This is a genomic window from Phenylobacterium sp. (assembly GCF_031181185.1).
Taxonomy (GTDB): Bacteria; Pseudomonadota; Alphaproteobacteria; order Caulobacterales; family Caulobacteraceae; genus Phenylobacterium.
Map to the genome: position 1 here is coordinate 1 of NZ_JAPSKZ010000081.1, position 16236 is coordinate 16236.

The 16236-nt window shown below is 68.5% G+C and carries 14 protein-coding genes; 5 read left to right on the plus strand and 9 right to left on the minus strand.

What is annotated here, in order from left to right:
- Positions 1 to 716 (plus strand): tyrosine-type recombinase/integrase (locus RIF93_RS11390; protein ID WP_309091401.1); only part of this gene is annotated, 716 nt, incomplete at its 5' end.
- A gap of 48 nt (positions 717 to 764) precedes the next feature.
- Here the strand turns inward: RIF93_RS11390 and RIF93_RS11395 are convergent.
- Together RIF93_RS11395 and RIF93_RS11400 are read right to left on the minus strand one after the other, a co-directional pair.
- Positions 765 to 1511 carry a glycine zipper 2TM domain-containing protein gene (locus RIF93_RS11395; RefSeq protein ID WP_309091403.1) on the minus strand — a complete coding sequence of 249 codons (747 nt, stop codon included), beginning with the start codon at positions 1509 to 1511 and terminating at the stop codon, positions 765 to 767.
- A 162-nt stretch (positions 1512 to 1673) separates the two neighbouring features.
- Positions 1674 to 2339, minus strand: coding sequence for a DUF6766 family protein (locus RIF93_RS11400; protein ID WP_309091405.1), 666 nt, complete (start codon positions 2337 to 2339; stop codon positions 1674 to 1676).
- Between the two features lie 107 nt (positions 2340 to 2446).
- On the opposite strand from RIF93_RS11400, the gene RIF93_RS11405 reads away from it, so the two are divergent.
- Both RIF93_RS11405 and RIF93_RS11410 read left to right on the plus strand, forming a co-directional pair.
- Positions 2447 to 3409, plus strand: coding sequence for an acetyl-CoA carboxylase carboxyltransferase subunit alpha (locus RIF93_RS11405; RefSeq protein ID WP_309091407.1), 963 nt, complete (start codon positions 2447 to 2449; stop codon positions 3407 to 3409).
- A gap of 81 nt (positions 3410 to 3490) precedes the next feature.
- Positions 3491 to 4489, plus strand: a complete 999-nt coding sequence (locus tag RIF93_RS11410) for a nitronate monooxygenase family protein (RefSeq protein ID WP_309091409.1) — start codon at positions 3491 to 3493, stop codon at positions 4487 to 4489.
- A 111-nt stretch (positions 4490 to 4600) separates the two neighbouring features.
- On the opposite strand, the gene RIF93_RS11415 is transcribed toward RIF93_RS11410, so the two are convergent.
- The 3 genes from RIF93_RS11415 to RIF93_RS11425 form a co-directional block, all read right to left on the minus strand.
- Entirely contained in the window at positions 4601 to 7546 is a 2946-nt protein-coding gene (locus RIF93_RS11415; protein ID WP_309091411.1) for a TonB-dependent receptor domain-containing protein, read from the minus strand.
- 290 nt (positions 7547 to 7836) lie between these two features.
- The gene (locus RIF93_RS11420; RefSeq protein ID WP_309091413.1) at positions 7837 to 8850 is read right to left on the minus strand and encodes a beta-eliminating lyase-related protein; all 1014 of its coding nucleotides are present in this window, start codon (positions 8848 to 8850) and stop codon (positions 7837 to 7839) included.
- A gap of 16 nt (positions 8851 to 8866) precedes the next feature.
- On the minus strand, positions 8867 to 10015 hold the full coding sequence (locus tag RIF93_RS11425; RefSeq protein ID WP_309091415.1) for an epoxide hydrolase: 1149 nt from the start codon (positions 10013 to 10015) through the stop codon (positions 8867 to 8869).
- 83 nt (positions 10016 to 10098) lie between these two features.
- Between RIF93_RS11425 and RIF93_RS11430 the strand changes: the two genes are divergently transcribed.
- Complete coding sequence (locus RIF93_RS11430; protein ID WP_309091418.1) at positions 10099 to 10857, plus strand: RDD family protein; 759 nt, start codon at positions 10099 to 10101, stop codon at positions 10855 to 10857.
- Here RIF93_RS11430 and RIF93_RS11435 read toward each other — a convergent pair.
- Positions 10854 to 11459: a TetR/AcrR family transcriptional regulator gene (locus RIF93_RS11435; RefSeq protein ID WP_309091420.1), complete on the minus strand. Its 606-nt coding sequence runs from the start codon at positions 11457 to 11459 to the stop codon at positions 10854 to 10856. The genes RIF93_RS11430 and RIF93_RS11435 overlap by 4 nt on opposite strands.
- A gap of 95 nt (positions 11460 to 11554) precedes the next feature.
- On the opposite strand from RIF93_RS11435, the gene RIF93_RS11440 reads away from it, so the two are divergent.
- The gene (locus tag RIF93_RS11440) at positions 11555 to 12946 is read left to right on the plus strand and encodes a carotenoid oxygenase family protein (protein WP_309091422.1); all 1392 of its coding nucleotides are present in this window, start codon (positions 11555 to 11557) and stop codon (positions 12944 to 12946) included.
- Here RIF93_RS11440 and RIF93_RS11445 read toward each other — a convergent pair.
- The 3 genes from RIF93_RS11445 to RIF93_RS11455 form a co-directional block, all read right to left on the minus strand.
- Positions 12943 to 13134 carry a hypothetical protein gene (locus RIF93_RS11445; RefSeq protein WP_309091424.1) on the minus strand — a complete coding sequence of 64 codons (192 nt, stop codon included), beginning with the start codon at positions 13132 to 13134 and terminating at the stop codon, positions 12943 to 12945. The genes RIF93_RS11440 and RIF93_RS11445 overlap by 4 nt on opposite strands.
- A 59-nt stretch (positions 13135 to 13193) precedes the next feature.
- Positions 13194 to 14582, minus strand: a complete 1389-nt coding sequence (locus tag RIF93_RS11450; RefSeq protein ID WP_309091426.1) for an NAD(P)-binding domain-containing protein — start codon at positions 14580 to 14582, stop codon at positions 13194 to 13196.
- A gap of 63 nt (positions 14583 to 14645) precedes the next feature.
- On the minus strand, positions 14646 to 16236 hold a 1591-nt coding region (locus RIF93_RS11455), incomplete at its 5' end, for an SEC-C metal-binding domain-containing protein (protein WP_309091428.1).

Sequence of the window (16236 nt, forward strand, 5' to 3'; positions counted from 1 at the left end):
GCCTCTCGCCGGCCACCGCAGCGCGGCGGCGGGCGGCCGTCCGCCAGTTCTACCGCTTCGTGCTGGGCGAGGGCTGGCGTGACGACGATCCCTCGCGGCGGGTGGAGGCGCCCAAGCAGGGGCGCAGCCTGCCCAAGGTGCTGTCGCGCGAGGAGATCGACCGGCTGATCGCAGCCGCCGGCGCGCGCGATGGGGCGCAGGGCTTGCGGCTGGCCTGCCTGGTGGAGCTGGCCTACGCCTCGGGCCTGCGGGTCTCTGAGCTGACCGGCCTCACGCTGGCGGCGCTGGCCCGCGATCCGGCCTATCTGATCGTCAAGGGCAAGGGCGGCAAGGAGCGGCTGGCCCCGCTGAACGACGCCGCCCGCGCGGCGGTGAAAGCCTATCTGGAGGTCCGCCCCGAGTTCCTGCCGAAGGGCGACAAGGCGAACCCCTGGCTCTTTCCTTCACGGGGCAAGGGCGGGCGTCTCACTCCGCGACGGGTCGCCCAGCTGCTGGACGAGGCGGCCGCCGACGCCGGCATCGATCCGGCGCGCGTCAGCCCGCACGTCCTGCGCCACGCCTTCGCCACCCATCTCCTGGAGGGCGGCGCGGACCTGCGCGTGGTGCAGAAGCTACTGGGGCACGCCGACGTGGCGCCCACCCAGATCTACACCCACCTGGCGCAGGACCGCCTTGCGGAGGTGGTGCGCACGAAGCACCCGCTCGCGAAGAAGTGAAAAGGGCCGCCCTCGCGGGCGGCCCTTGGACGTCAGCTTTGGCTCAGCTTAGCCGGTGATCCGGTAGCGGCCGGTGTCGTCCGGACAGACCCGGACATAGCGGTACTCGTTGCCGACGGTGTCGACCGGAGCCGGCGCCAGGCGGCAGCGCTGCCGGGTGTAGTAGCTCGTGTCGTACGAGCCATAGCGGTAGCTGCGGCTTTCGCGGTACGGCACCGTGTCGTTGTAGGTGAAGTACGGGCCGCGGCTGTCGCACTTGTAGCGATCGTTGGCGTTGCCGACCGCGGCGCCGATGCCGCCGCCGACCAGGGCGCCCAGCACGGCGCCTTCGGTCCGGGCGTTCCGCGCCGCCACGTTCGAGCCCAGCACGCCGCCCACGATCGCGCCCAGCACGCCGGCGGTCACGGTCGAGTTGTTGTTGCAGCGGATGTTGGTCGAGGCGTTCGAGCCGTAGTAGCCCGCATCGGGCGCACGGTTGTTGGCCCAGTAGGCGTCGTCCCACACCGGGCGGGCGTAGCGGCGCTCATAGGCGCCGTAGCCGTAGCGGGCGTCATAGCGGATGCGCTCGCGCTCCCACTCGGCCAGGCGGCGCTCATAGTCACGGCGGGCCTGGGCGTAGTCGCGGCGAGCCTCGCGATAGTCCTCGCGGCTGTCCTGGTACCGTTCGCGCTGGGCCTGGTAGTCCTGGTACTGCCGTTGGTACTCGTCGGTCGGGCGGTAATATTGGGCATAGGCGGGGGCGGCGGTCGCAAGCGCGAGCGCCGAAGCCGTGCCGATCTTCAGTAGGGCGTTCATAGCCGTTTACTCCGTTTTCTCCTCGAGGCGCGGTGCGGTGTCAGGGCAGTTCCGCGCGTGCTTGGAAGACGCGCCGGTCCGCCTCCGGCCCCCGAAACGGATGCAGGCCTGGCTCGACCTCGGGCCTACAAACGGTCGTTTGTTGTTAGAGTTGCACCGGCGTTATCCGGCGCCTGTCTGGCTGTGGGGCGCCGAAACGGGCTTGCTCTCGGGCGACCCGCGCTGGCGCAGCACGATGGCGACGACCACCAGAACGGCTGTCGAGAGGAACTCGCTCTGCCAGTTCTGGAACGACTCGAACCAGAACTCGGGGCTGCCGAGATGCTCCATCACGCTGGGCGGCGCCTGGCCGTGCTGCTGGGCTTCCTCGCCGGCGTGCCGGGCGCTGTTGGCCAGGTGCAGCCAGAACGAGATCACGAACAGGATCATCATCGCCAGCCCCAGCGACTGGCCGTAGAGCGCGCGGACGAAGCCGCCCGCCCGCACCGGCCAGGGGGCATCGGGCTTGTCGGCGTCCAGCGCCGGGTCGCGATCCTGAGGATTCTCCTTGTCTGGATCCTTGGATTCCGGCGAGCCGCGCTGGAACAGGAAGGCGGTGAGGGTGACGTACGCCCACATCTGCAGGAACTCGCTTTCCCAGTTCTCGAAGAGTGTGGAAAGGAACTGGCCACCGCGCAGGAATTCGGCGAGGCCGACCAGGGCCTCACCATGCTCGGATCGCTGCTGGTTCTCGACGCCGAGGCCGGAAAACACCTGGCCCACCAAGCTGACGAGGAACAGGCTCATCAGGACCAGCGTAAGACTGTTGTCCCGCAGGAACGTCTTCATGTCTGCTGAAGCCGGCAACCACGGCTCCGGTTCCCGACTTGTGAGGGCGGCGGCTTGCGCCTAGTTTCCGCCGCTTCTGGACGACCCCTTAAGGAACGATCCTCCGCATGGCCGCGCACTATCTGGAGTTCGAGCGTCCGATCGCCGACCTCGAAGCGAAGATCGAGGAGCTCTCGCGCCTCTCCGAGACCGCCGGCCCGGGCTCCCTCGACGGCGAGATCGAGGCGCTGCGCGCCCGCGCGCAGGACATGCGCCGGGAGGCCTACGCCAACCTGGACGCCTGGCAGAAGACCCAGGTCGCGCGTCATCCCGACCGCCCGCACTTCGTCGACTACGTCGCCCACCTGATCGAAGACTTCCAGGAGCTGCGCGGCGACCGCCGCTTCGCGGACGACCAGGCGATCATGGGCGGCCTGGGCCGGTTCCGCGGCATGCCGGTGGTGGTCATGGGCCACGAGAAGGGCCGCGACACGGTGGGGCGCGTGAAGCACAACTTCGGCTACGCCCGGCCCGAAGGATACCGCAAGGCGATCCGCCTGATGGAGCTCGCCGAGCGGTTCAACCTGCCGGTCCTCAGCTTCGTGGACACGGCCGGCGCCTATCCCGGCGTGGCCTCAGAAGAGCGCGGCGTCGCCGAAGCCATCGCCCGGTCCACCGAGAAGTGCCTGATGCTGGAGACGCCCAACGTGGCGGTGATCAGCGGCGAGGGCGGCTCGGGCGGCGCCATAGCCATCGCCGCAACCAGCCGGGTGCTGATCCTGGAGCACGCCATCTATTCAGTGATCGCGCCGGAAGGCGCCAATTCGATCCTGTGGCGTGGCGCGCGCACGGCGGGCGAGGCCGCCAAGGCGATGAAGATCACCGCCCAGGACCTGGAGCGGATGAAGATCGTCGATCGGATCATCCCGGAGCCGCCCGGCGGCGCCCACTCCGATCCGGAAGCGGCGATGACCGCGGTCGGCGATGCGGTGGAGGAGGAGCTGAAGGCCCTGCTCGCCCTTGATCCCGCGACGCTCAAGGCGAAGCGGGCCGAACGCTTCTACGCCATCGGGCGCAGCGGACTGCAGTAGGCGTCCGCCACCGCGGGCTTGCCTGACGTGGCGTCTGCCGTTTCAGTGTCCCTCTAAACAGATGTTTGGAGGGCTCGTCCCATGGCGCTGAAGACGCGGTTCACAGAGACCTTCGGGGTCGAGCACCCCATTGTACAGGGCGGCATGCAGTGGGTGGGCCGCGCCGAGCTCGTGGCGGCGGTGGCCAACGCCGGCGGCCTCGGCTTCATTACGGCGCTCACCCAGCCCACGCCCGACGACCTGCGGCGCGAAATCGACCGCTGCCGCAAGCTGACCGACAAGCCGTTCGGGGTGAACCTGACGATCCTGCCGGCGATCAGCCCGCCGCCCTACGCGGAGTACCGCCAGGCGATCATCGACGGCGGCGTGAAGATCGTTGAGACGGCCGGCTACAAGCCGCAGGAACACGTCGATCACTTCAAGGAGCACGGGATCAAGGTGATCCATAAGTGCACCGCGGTCCGGCACGCCCTGTCCGCCGAACGGATGGGTGTGGACGCCATCTCCATCGACGGCCTCGAATGCGCCGGCCACCCCGGCGAAGACGACGTGGGCGGTCTGATCCTGATCCCGGCCGCCGCCGACAAGGTGAAGATCCCGATGATCGCGTCGGGCGGGTTCGGCGACGCCCGCGGGCTGGTCGCCGCGCTCGCCCTGGGCGCCGACGGCGTCAACATGGGCACCCGCTTCATGTGCACCGTGGAAAGCCCGATCCACCAGAAGGTGAAGGAGCAGATCGTCGCCAACGACGAGCGCGCCACCGACCTGATCTTCCGCACGCTGCACAACACCGCCCGGGTGGCGAAGAACGCCGTCAGCCAGCAGGTGGTGGAGATCGAGCGGCGCGGCGGCGCCAAGTTCGAGGACGTGAAGGACCTGGTAGCCGGCGCCCGCGGGCGGGTCGTCTATGAACAGGGCGATCCCGACTACGGCATCTGGTCGGCCGGCCAGGTGCAGGGCCTGATCCACGACATCCCGACCTGCGCCGAGCTGATCAGCCGCATGGTCCGCGAGGCCGAGGAGATCATCCAGGGCCGCCTCGCAGGCTTCGTCTCGCAAAGGACGCTGCAGCCGGCCTGAACCGGCTCTCCATCGCCCGAAAACAAGAGAGCCGCCGGGTCGCCCCGGCGGCTCTTTGCTCTCCATGATCCCGCCCGGAGCGTTGAGCTCCGGGCGGTCTCTTGTCGTGTCTTAGAAGTTCATGTTCGCGCCGATGAAGAAGAACCGGCCGCGGTTGTCGTACTGCGACGAGCCCGTCCCCGTACCCGTGAAGATCGAGTTGTCGGAGATTTCCGGCGGATACTCGTCGAACAGGTTGATGATACCCGCGCGGACGGTGATCTGATCGTTCACCCGGTACGAGCCCCGCAGGTCATGACGGAAGTAGTCGCCCGTCATGTAGGGGTCGAGCTGGTTCGGCTGGAACGCGTTGTTGGCGATCATCGAGCCGAAGTACAGCGTGCTCCAGGTCAGCGACAGGTCGTTGTAGGTCCAGCGGGCCGAGAAGTTGGCCTTCCACTCGGGCGTCGCGTTGTTGATGGTGTTCGCGAGCTGGGTGTAGGCCTGGCCCGGAAGACCTTGCAGCTGGAATTGGTACATCCAGGTCGCATCCAGGCGCAGGGCGATATCGCCGTAGTCGCGCTGGAACAGGTCCTCGGTGCGGAAGCCGTAGGCCACCGAGTAGTCGTAGCCTTCGACCTTCACGCTGGCCACGTTCTGGTTCGTCTGGATGATCTCGACCACGCCACCGACGCGACCGCTGCCGGCGGTGCCGGTCGGGTCGCGGATGATCTGAGCGCAGTACTGGTTCTGATCGTACGGCGTCGAAGCGTCGTCGTAGCAGAGCGCCTGCAGCAGGGTGTTGATCGGGATCGTGCCGACCTGGCCGCGGATGTTGTACTTAAAGAAGTCCACGGAGATCTGCAGGTTCGGGATGAACCGCGGCTGGAGGACCACGCCGTACTGGTAGGTGTGGGCGCGTTCTTCGTTCAGGTCGGGGTTGCCGCCCTGCAGCAGGGCCAGCGACGAACGGCCGGGACCGAAGTTCGATTCGAAGGTCGCGGGGTTCCAGCCCGGGATCGCCGCGGCGCAGGTGACGTTGCGGGCGGCGCGCTGGGCCGCGCTCGCGCCGGCGTACGCCGCGCGGTCGCAGGGGTCGACGGCCGTGGTCGTGAAGTTCCGGCCTTGCGGCGAGTAGAGCTCCACGATGTTCGGCGCGCGGATGGCCGTGGCTTCCGAGGCGCGGAACCGGATGTCCTTGATCGGAGCCCAGTTCAGCACCGCACGCCACTGGTTGCCCAGGCCGATGGTCGAGTAGTTCGACCGGCGGCCGGCCAGTTCGACGCTCAGTTCGTCGGCCAGGAACACGTCCTTCAGCAGCGGGACGCGGACTTCGGCGAAGCCTTCCACGACGTCGAACTGGCCCTCGCGGGTGCCGATGGCGTTGAAGAACAGGGCGCCGCTCGCGCTGATCGGATCCTGGAAGAACGCGCTCTTCTCTTCGCGCGCTTCCAGACCGGCGGCGAAGCCGACCGGGCCGGCCGGCAGTTCGAACAGGTCGAAGCTCAGGCTGGCGCCGGCGATCGACTGCTCGATGCGCTGGTCGGTGACGGCGATGCCCGAGGTCCACAGGACCGCTTCGCGCGAGGCGCCGTTGATCAGGTTCCACGGCACGCAGCCGGCGGCGCGGGCGTTGGCGTCACGGCAGACGATCTGGCCGTTCAGCATGACCGCGTCCGTCGCCTGCTGAACGCGGGAGACGTTCGGCACGCCGTAGGAGGTCGTCTTGCCGTCCAGTTCCGAGTACTGGCCGTAGACTTCCCAGTTCACGCCCCGGCCCAGAACCTCGAAGTCGCCTTCGAAGCCGGCCAGCAGCTTGATCTGCTCGCGCTCGGTCTTAACGTCGCGACCGCCGAACTCCTGCCAGAACTTGCCGACCTGAGCGGTCGAGCCCTGGGTGAAGGTCTTGCCGGCGGCGAGCCATTCGGCGCGCAGGGCCGTGGCGGTGGGGTCGTTCGGGTTGTTCAGGAACGCGTTGTCGCCGCGCAGGACGACCGGCATGGTGCCGCCGCCCGCCGCGCTCGAGAACGCCGGCTGGAAGATGCCGTAGCCTGAGCCCTTCACGTAGGTCACGTCACCGAAGATCTTGATGTTCTCGGTCAGCGCGTAATCGACGTAGGTGCGCAGGATGCCGCGGTTCGATTTGGCCTGCAGCGTGTTGTAGATCGTCGAGTAGAACAGCGCCTCATCCTGACAGTCCGGCTGGACGGTCGGGGTCGAGCAGGCCGCGGACAGGCGGACCACTTGCGTGGGGTTGCGCACGTCGAGCGTCACGGCGCGGGCCGTGCCGAGGGCGCCGCCGGTCAGCTGGAAGGTCGCGTACGGCGAGGTGTTCGAGCGCGAGTTCGGGATGATGGTCTGCGGCGTAAGGCGGCTGTCGCGGCGGATGCCGGGATACAGCTCGTCCCGGTCCTTCTGCATGATCTTGTCCTGGTTGGCGTACTCGCCGCCGATCAGGACGTTGAGGCGGTCGTCCAGGAACTTGCCGCCCCAGTTGAAGCCGAAGCGGAACTCTTCGCCGTCGCCTTCCTGGGCGATGCCGCCCTGGATGTCGACTTCGAGACCGTCCTGCTCCTTCTTCATGATGAAGTTGACGACGCCCGAGATGGCTTCAGAGCCGTAGACGGCCGAAGCGCCGCCGGCGATCGTCTCGATCCGCTCGACCATCAGCGACGGGATGGTGTTCAGGTCGACGCCCGGCGAGGACGCGTCCGAGAACGGCAGGCGGCGGTTGTCCATCAGCACCAGGGTGCGGGTCGGACCGATGCCGCGGATGTCGGCGCGGGTCTGGCCGGCCAGGAACAGCGTGCCCGACGAGTTCTGCTGGTTGGTCGCCGGGTTGATGTTCGGCTGCTCGAGCAGCACGTCGCCGATGGCCACGTTACCCGACTGGCGGATGGCTTCGGCGCTGACGACCGACAGCGGCTGCGGCGTCGAGAAGGTGTCGCGGCGGATCCGCGAGCCGGTGACGACGATCTCGTCCACGGCCACGTCGCCAGCCGTCTGAGCGGCGGCGAAGGTGGGCGCGGTCAGCGCGGCCGCGGCGGCGGCCGACGCCAGAAGCGTCGTTCGAAGCAAGTGAGTACGTTGGAAGTTCATTCTGCGGCCCCGCAAGATGATTAAAATGCGGGACGGTCCCCAGGGCCGTCCCTAGCCGCCGGTAACTTGATTTACGCGCGCAAGGTGAGCGCCCGTCGTCAAAGCCCCCGCGGGAGGCGCGAAAGCTGTCACGCTGGCGTCACAGCGGCAACAGGTGGTGAACACAAAGCGATGCCGTTCGCCCGCTGCGGCTGCGTTTGCCCAAGAAGTGCGCCAAACATGTCACAGTTCGCGGTAACTCAGGGCAAACTTCGCCCTTTTCAAAGCCTTCAGATGAGGCTGCGGAGCGTAACTGCGAGCTCCTCCACCGCCTCATCCGTGGTCGCCCACGAGCACATGAACCGCACCGAGCCGTCCAAGAATCGGTAGGCGAACCAGCCGGACGCGTGCAATCGGGAGAGGGCGGTATCGTCCATCTCCACGAACACGCCGTTCGCCTCCACCGGATGTGTAACCGGGAAAGGCATCAGGTCGGCCAGCTTGCGCGCCATGGCGTTGGCGTGGGCGGCGTGGCGGACGAAAGCGCCCGAGCCCAGCATGCCGATGAAGGGCGCTGCGTAGAATCGCCCCTTGGAGGGCAGCTGGCCCGCCTGCTTCAGCCGGGCGTCGAACCGCCGGGCGAGGGCGCGATCGAAGATCGCTATGGCCTCCGTCGGCGGCATGCCCGCCTTCGTGCCGCCGACGACCAGCAGATCGACGCCAAGGTTCTTGATGGACTTCAGGTCGAACCCCGCCGCCGCAGCGTTCGCCAGCCGGGCGCCGTCCAGGTGGACGCCGTAGCCCTTGGCCTTCACCGGCTGGATCAAAGTCCGCAGCTGCTCCACCGAATAGACGGTGCCGTATTCCGTGGCGTTGGTCAGCGACAGCGCCGCGGCGGGCTGCCGATACGAGACGTCCGGCGCCTCCAAGGGCGCGGTCAGCGCCGCGGGATCGATCTTGCCCGAGGCGCCAGGCAGGCGGATCAGTCCGACGCCCTGGCCGAAGAAGCCCGGCGCCCCGGTCTCGTCGGTGCAGACGTGGGCGTGCTCGTGCGCCAGGACGGCCTCGAAGGGACGCGCCAGCGCCGCCAGCGAGACCGCGTTGGCCGCGGTGCCGGAGGCCACGAAGCGGATTTCGGCGTCGGCGTCCAGGAGCTCGCGCACCAGGTCGGCGGCCTTGCCGCTGACCGGATCGGTTCCGTAGCCCGAGGTGAAGCCGGTGTTTGCGGCGACCAGGGCCTCCAGGGCTTCGGGCGCGGCGGGGGCGGTGTTGTCCGAAGCGAAATCGTAGCGGGCATGGCTCATGTCGCCGCTTTAGCCGTCAGACGGTGCGACCCCAAGCCCTGACGTCGTCGACGAACAGGTCCGGCTCCTCCATGGCGGCGAAGTGGCCGCCGCTCGGCATCTCGGTCCACCGTGTGATGTTGTAGGCCCGCTCGGCCCAGCTGCGCGGCGGCGCTGTGTAGAGCGGCTCGCCGGGGAAGTTGGCGAAGGCGGTCGGCGTCTCGCAGCGCTCGCCGGGCTTCAGCGCCACGCCGCCCTCCTCGAGCAGGCCGCGGTAGTACCAGGCCCCGGTCGTGAAGCTGCCCGTCATCACATAGAGCATGATGTTGGTCAGCAGCCGATCTTTCGGAAACACCTCGTCCATGGGCCTGGCCGAAAGGTCCGCCCAGTCGTGGAAGCGTTCGGCGATCCAGGCGGCCTGCCCGACGGGGTTGCCGGCCCCCAGCCAGGCCAGGGACTGCGGCCTCGACGCCTGCAGGCGGAAGTAGGCGCCCATCACATCCATCATGCCCTGCTGGCGCTGGATCCAGGCGGCCTCCGCCTCGTCCTGCGGACCGCCCGCCGGCCGGAAGCCGATCATATTGAGGTGGATGGCGCGGACGTGGGCCGCATGATCGCGCCCGAGCCAGGAGGTCACCAGGCCGCCCCAGTCGCCGCCCTGGGCGAGATAGCTCTGGTAGCCCAGCACCTCGGTCATCAAGGCATTGAACAGCCGCGCCGTCGCGCGCTGGCCGATCGGCCGCTCGGGCTTGGATGAGAAGCCGAACCCCGGCAGCGACGGGATCACGAGGTCGAAGGCGTCCTCGGCCTGGCCGCCGTGGCGGCTTGGGAAGGCCAGCTTCTCGGCCGCTTGCCAGAACTCATAGTGCGACCCGGGCCAGCCGTGGGTGAGGATCAGGGGCCGACGGCCGCCGGCCTCGGCCACCAGGTGTACGAAGTGAACGTCGAAGTCCTCGACCCGAGCGGTGAACTGCGGGAAGCGGTTCAGGTCCGCGACCGTCGCGCGCCAGTCCCAGGTCTCGGTCCAATATCGGCAGAGGCCCTGCAGATATTCCGCATCGCAGCCGTACCCCCAGCCATCCGCCACGGCCGGAGCCGCCGGCCAGGGATAGGCGCGCACCTGGGCCAGCACCGGCTCCACGTCGGCGGCGCTCCAGCGGACCTCGAAAGGTGCGGGTTTGGTCATGACGGTTCCTTGCTTCGTCGCAGAAGCCTCGACGGATGACGCGGCGGCGGTCAAGCTCGGAGCCGGATGGTCGGGGGGCTGACATGAGCGACATGGCGCGCGCGCCGGTCTGGCGCCGTCTGGCGGCGGCGGCCATCGACGGGGTCTTCTTCGTGCTGGCGGCCAGTCTCGTTTCGGTCGCGCTCTATACGGCCACGGGCGGTAAGGTCCGCGCGTTCGTGTTCCAGCCGATCGACCGCTGCGAAGCGTCGTCTGCCGTCTCGCCGGCGGTGGCCCGTGCGGCGCTGTCGGTGATCCCAGGCCACAGCGCCCGGGTTGTTTCCGCGACGGCGTGCCGCCGGCTGTTCCTGGGCCTGGAAAGCGCCCGCTTCGTCTCGATCACTCTCGAGGTTCAGCAGGGCGAGACGATCGTCGGTGCGGCGGTGCTGCAGCCGGTGGACCGCGCCGGGGAGCCCGTGCGCGCGCTGTCGCTCGGCTGGGCCTATCCGCTCGTCTTCGTCCTCTGCATGGCGGCAGGCGAGGGGCTGTTGGGCGGCACGCCAGGCAAGGCGGCCCTGGCGTTGCGGGTCGTCGCGGAAGGCGGCGGCCGGCTGGGCCTGGCGCGCGCCTTGGCCCGCAACGCTGTCGTCTACAGCTGGCTGCTGGCCGGCGCCCTGTTGGTTCTGGGCCTGCCGCATCTCGGACGCACCGCGCCTGGCGTGGTCGCCTTCGTGCGCGAGGTGCGGATCGCAGAGCTGGCGGTGGTCGGCGGCTTGGCCTTGCTGGCGCTAGGTCTGCTGCTGGCGGGCCGGCCCGATCCCGCCTACGACCGCTGGACCGGCGCCCGCGTGACGCCAACCTAGGCCGCGCCGGGGCGCAGGCCCCGGCTGATCGCCTGGCCGAGCGAATGGTGCAGCTCCTTGGCCGTGCCGGGCGGCAGCTTGCCGGCCAGTTCCAGGACGACGCAGCCGTGCGCCGCCGCCCAGAACATGGCGCCGATCTGCTCGGGATCGCCCGCCAGCACGCCGCCGGCGATGAGGTCCTGCACGTAGTCCCGCAGCGTCGCACGCGCCCGCCGGCCCGCCTCCACCAGCTCGGGATAGTCGCCTTCGTCCGGCTGGTTCAGGTCGAACATCAGCTTGTAGGTGTGCGGGTGCTCCAGCGCGAAGGTGACATAGGCGTCCCCCACCGCGGCGCCCTTGTGCCGGGCGTCGCCGGCCGTCCGGTCGCGGGCCTTCTCCAACGCCTCGGCGAAGCGGTTGAAGCCGTTGGCGCGCACGGCGGCCAGGATGTCGTTCTTGTCCTGGAAGTAGCGGTAAGGGGTCATCGGCGAGACGCCCAGTTCCGCCGCCAGCTGGCGCATGGTCACGGCGTCAGGCCCACGCTCGGCGAACAGCCGCTCGGCGGCCGTGCACAGCCGCTCGCGGAAGTCGGCCACGTCGGCTTCGGTCAGGACTCTGGGCATGGCGACTCGCAGGCTTCAACAAAAGCGCTTGCCAAGGCCTAGCCCTTACCTCATAAATTTACAACGTAAGTTGCAGCTGGCCCACGGAGACGGCGATGGACGGCGACGCTCGCATCAATCCCTACCTGGCGGGCAATTTCGCGCCCATCCGCTCGGAGGACGATTTCGACCTCACCCTGAAGGGCGAGATTCCGCGCGGGCTGCGGGGGGCGCTCTTCCGCATCGGGCCCAATCCTCAGTTCGAGCCGCGAGACCCCAACCACCACTGGTTCGGTGGCGACGGCATGGTGCACGGCTTCTACGTCGCGGACGGCAAGGTCTCGTACCGGAACCGCTATGTGCGCACGCCCAAGTGGGAGCTCGAGCATGAGCACGGCCGCTCGCTATTCGGCGCGTTCGGCAACCCGATGACGACGGATCCGCTTGCGTTCGGCAACGAAGGCGGGGTGGCCAACACCAACATCGTCTGGCACTCCGGGAAGCTGCTGGCGCTCGAAGAGGCGCACCATCCGTTCGAGATGGACCCGCGGGATCTGTCGTCACATGGTTATGCCCGCCAGTACCGGGGACGGGTCACGGCGCACCCGAAGATCGATCCCGCGACGGGCGAGATGGTCTGGTTCGCCTATGGCGTGGGCGAGCTGCCGCTGTCGGCGGGCATGAGCTACGGCGTCACCGACGCAAGCGGCCAGGTCGTGCGGCGCGACGACTTCCAGGCGCCGTTCGCCTCCATGATCCACGACTTCATGGTCACCGAGAACCACGTGCTGTTCCCGGTGCTGCCGCTGACCGCCAGCCTCGAGAGGGCAATGAGCGGCCGCCCTGCCTTCGCCTGGGAGCCGGAGAAGGGCGCCTACGTCGGCGTCATGCGGCGCGACGGCGACGTGGCGGACATCCGCTGGTTCAACACTGACGCCTGCTACGTCTTCCACCCGCTGAACGCCTGGGAGGAGGGCGGGAAGCTCTACGCCGACGTCATGCGCTACGACGTGGCGCCGCTGTTTCCGAACGCCGACGGCTCGCCGGGCGAGAAGTCGGCGGCGCGCCTCGTCCGCTGGACCTTCGACATCGCCGGCGCCAGCGACGCCATCCGAGAGCAGCCGCTGGACGACCTCGACGGCGAGTTCCCCAGGGTGGATCCGCGTGTGGAGACCCGCAAGCACCGCCACGGCTGGTACGCCGCCGATCCGTCCGGAGCCCGGACCGTAAAGCAGACAGCCATCGCCCACATCGACTTGCAGACCGGCCGCCGCCAAGCCTATGAGCTGACGGGCGGCGACATGACTTCGGAGCCGGTGTTCGTGCCGCGCTCAGCCGAAGCGCCGGAGGGCGACGGGTGGCTCACCGCGGTCGTCTGGCGGGCCGCCGAGAACCGCTCGGATCTCTTGGTGTTCGAGGCGCTGGACGTGGCCAAGGGCCCGATCGCGATCGCCGAGATGCCTAGGCGCGTGCCCTTCGGCTTCCACGGCAACTGGGCCAGCTTCTAGGCCTCGCCGTCCTCGCACTCGATCTCGTCGACCAGGCGCTCGCCGCGCCAGACCTCGACGACGGGCGCGCCGTCTTCGCAGAGTTCCGCCGCCTGGGCCAACGCCTGGGCGTCGCTCTGCGCGGTCACCCACACGCCGGTCTTGATCTCACCGTTGTCGTCGAGACGAAACGCCCGATACGTCGCCATGGCTCAGCCTTTCTCCGAGGCAAAGCAAAACGATCATCGCGGCGAACCGTTGCCGCGCTTCAGGCCGCAGCCGCGGCGCTCTCGGGCGCCGCCTGGCCGGCGCGGGCCGCGACCGGCAGGGCGTAGCCCTGGGCCTTGGCGCGGGCCTCTCCGCGGGCGATCTCCTTCTTCAGGTCGTGGCAGTAGAGGCCGAAGTCCACCTGGATCGTGTGACGCGCCGACTTGTAGTAGGGCCCGAGGTGCAGGGCCTCGTCCTTGGCCGTGACCTGCCGCATCTCCTCGGGCGGCGGCGGGCGGTACCGGCCGGTCAGGTAGGCGCCCGCGAGCTTCGCCTGCTGCTCGGCGAAGTTCACCAGCGTCGGCAGCGGCTGAGCCAGGCCCATGAAGAAGAGGTTCGGGACCTCGGGCTTCATCATCCGCTTGAAGAGCGGGAAGCGGTTCTCGGCGTCCGGCAGCAGCTCGGGGTCCGAGAAGAACGGGAAGCTGATCCTGTAGCCGGTGGCGTAGACGATGACGTCCACGTCCTCGACGCTGCCGTCCTCGAAGCGGACCTGACGTCCCATCAGCTCGGCGATGTTCGGCTTGAACTTCACGTCGCCGCAGCCGGCGCGGGTGAGGAACTCGCCCGAGACCGACGGGTGCGCCTCCAGCGGCTCGTGGTCGGGCTTGGGCAGGCCGTAGTCCTCCATACGGCCAATGGACTTCTTGATCTTCTTGCGGGCCAGCGCCAGGCCCAGCTTGCGTGGGAACCAGGGCGGCAGGGCCGCCTTGTCGGCCGGGCGGCCGTCCATGTACTTCGGCAGCACCCAGACGCCGCGGCGGGCGGCGACCCACAGAGTCTTGGCGATCGGGCGCTGGGAGAGCTCGGAGGCGATGTCCATCGCCGAGTTGCCCATGCCGACGACGACGATGTTCTTGCCGCGCATGTCCACCGGATCGAAGGGGTCGCGGTATTCGTGGGCATGGAAGTGCGGCCCGTCGAAATGGCCGGGATACTCGGGAACGCGGGCGTCCCAGTGGTGGCCGTTGCAGACGAACAGCACGTCGTAGAGCCGCGTCTCGCCGGTCGACAGGCGCACCGTCCACAGGCCCTCGGCGGTGCGCTGGGCATGGGTGACCGCGGTGTTGAAGGTGATCAGCGGCCGCAGGCCGAAGTGGTCGACGTAGTCGCGGAAGTACTGCAGCAGTTGGGCGTGGTGCGGGAAGTCGGGCCAGTCGGCCGGGACAGGATAGTCCTCGAAGGCCAGGCGCCACTTCGAGGTGTCGATGTGCAGGCTCTCGTAGCACGCCGACAGCCCGTTCGGGTTCCTGAAGTACCAGTTGCCGCCGATGTCGTCCGACATCTCGAAGCAGTCGAACGGGACGCCCAGGTCCTTCAGCCGCTTGGCGGTCGTGAACCCTGAGCAGCCTGCGCCGATGATGCAGGCCTTCGGCAGCGCCGCGCCCATGACCATCCTCCCTGATCTTTCAGGGAAGTGTCGGGGCTTTCCGTGGCGGCCGGCAAGCCCCCGTCAGACGAGGGCGCCGTGGCAGTGCTTGAACTTCTTGCCCGAGCCGCAGGGGCAGGGCTGGTTGCGGCCGGTCTCCTCCCAGCCGTCGGGCAGGGCGGTGACGGGCAGGGCCTGGCGCTGTTCGGCCGAGATGTTGTCGGGGATGAAGCCGCCGACCTCGTTCTCGCCGGTGAGCGGGTCGAGGTGGACCTCGAACATCTCGGGCGTGTGCTGCGGCGGCTGCTCAAACTCGAACTGCACCGTCATGATCCAGCGCGTGACCGTCTGGCGCAGGTCCACCAGCAGCTTCTCGAACAGCGAGAAGGCCTCGGTCTTGAACTCGTTCAGCGGGTCGCGCTGGCCGTAGCCGCGCAGGCCGATGACGTTGCGCAGGTGGTCGAGGTGCATCAGGTGCTCGCGCCATTGGGCGTCGATCACGTTGAGCAGGAATTGCTTCTCGATCCGGCGCATCTCCTCGGGCGTGACCATCTGCTCGCGCTCGGCGGCGCGGGCGTCGGCGGCCTTGTTGATCCGCTCCTCGATCTCCTCGTTGGCGATGCCTTCCTCGGCGGCCCACTCGGCGATCGGCAGCTCCAGGCCCAGGTAGTCGCGGACGTGCTCGGTCAGGCCCGCCACGTCCCACTGCTCGGCGTAGGCCTTGGGCGGCAGGTGGCGCTGGACGAAGTCCGAGATGGTGTCGCGGCGGAACTCGACGATGGCGTCCGACAGGTCCTGGGCGTCCAGGAACTCCTGGCGCTGCTCGAAGACGGCCTTCCGCTGGTCGTTGGTGACGTCGTCGTACTTGAGCAGGTTCTTGCGGATCTCGTAGTTCCGCTGCTCGACGCGCTTCTGGGCGGTGGCGATGGCGCTGTTCAGCCACTTGTGGGTGATCGCCTCGCCTTCCTCGACGCCGAAGGTGCGCATGATCGTGTCCAGCCGGTCGCCGGCGAAGATGCGCAGCAGGTCGTCCTCGCACGAGAGGAAGAACTTCGAGTGGCCGGGATCGCCCTGGCGACCGGTCCGGCCGCGCAGCTGATTGTCGATCCGGCGGCTCTCGTGGCGCTCGGTGCCGAGCACGAACAGGCCGCCGGCGGCCAGCGCCTGCTCCTTGAGGTCTTTGATCTCGGCTTCGATCTTCTCGCGCTCGGCGAAGGCCTGCTCGGGCGTGGGCTCCAGGCCCAGCGCGCGCTGCTCGTCACGCCACTTGGCCAGCCGCATGTCGACGTTGCCGCCCAGCTGGATGTCGGTGCCGCGGCCGGCCATGTTGGTGGCGATGGTGACCGCCCCGGGGATGCCGGCGTCGGCCACGATCAGGGCTTCCTGCTCGTGGTAGCGGGCGTTCAGCACGTTGTGCGGGATGCCGGTTCGGGTCTTGCCGTCGACCTCGAACTTGTGGGCCTTCAGCAGCTCGGACAGCTGTTCCGACTTCTCGATCGAGACCGTGCCCACCAGGATCGGCTGGCCGCGACGGTAGCATTCCTCGATCTGCTTGATGATCGCCTGGTTCTTCTCGGCGGCGGTGCGATAGACCTCGTCGTCGTCGTCGATCCGCTTGATCGGACGGTTCGTCGGGATCTCCATGACATCCATCTTGTAGATGTCGAGGAACTCC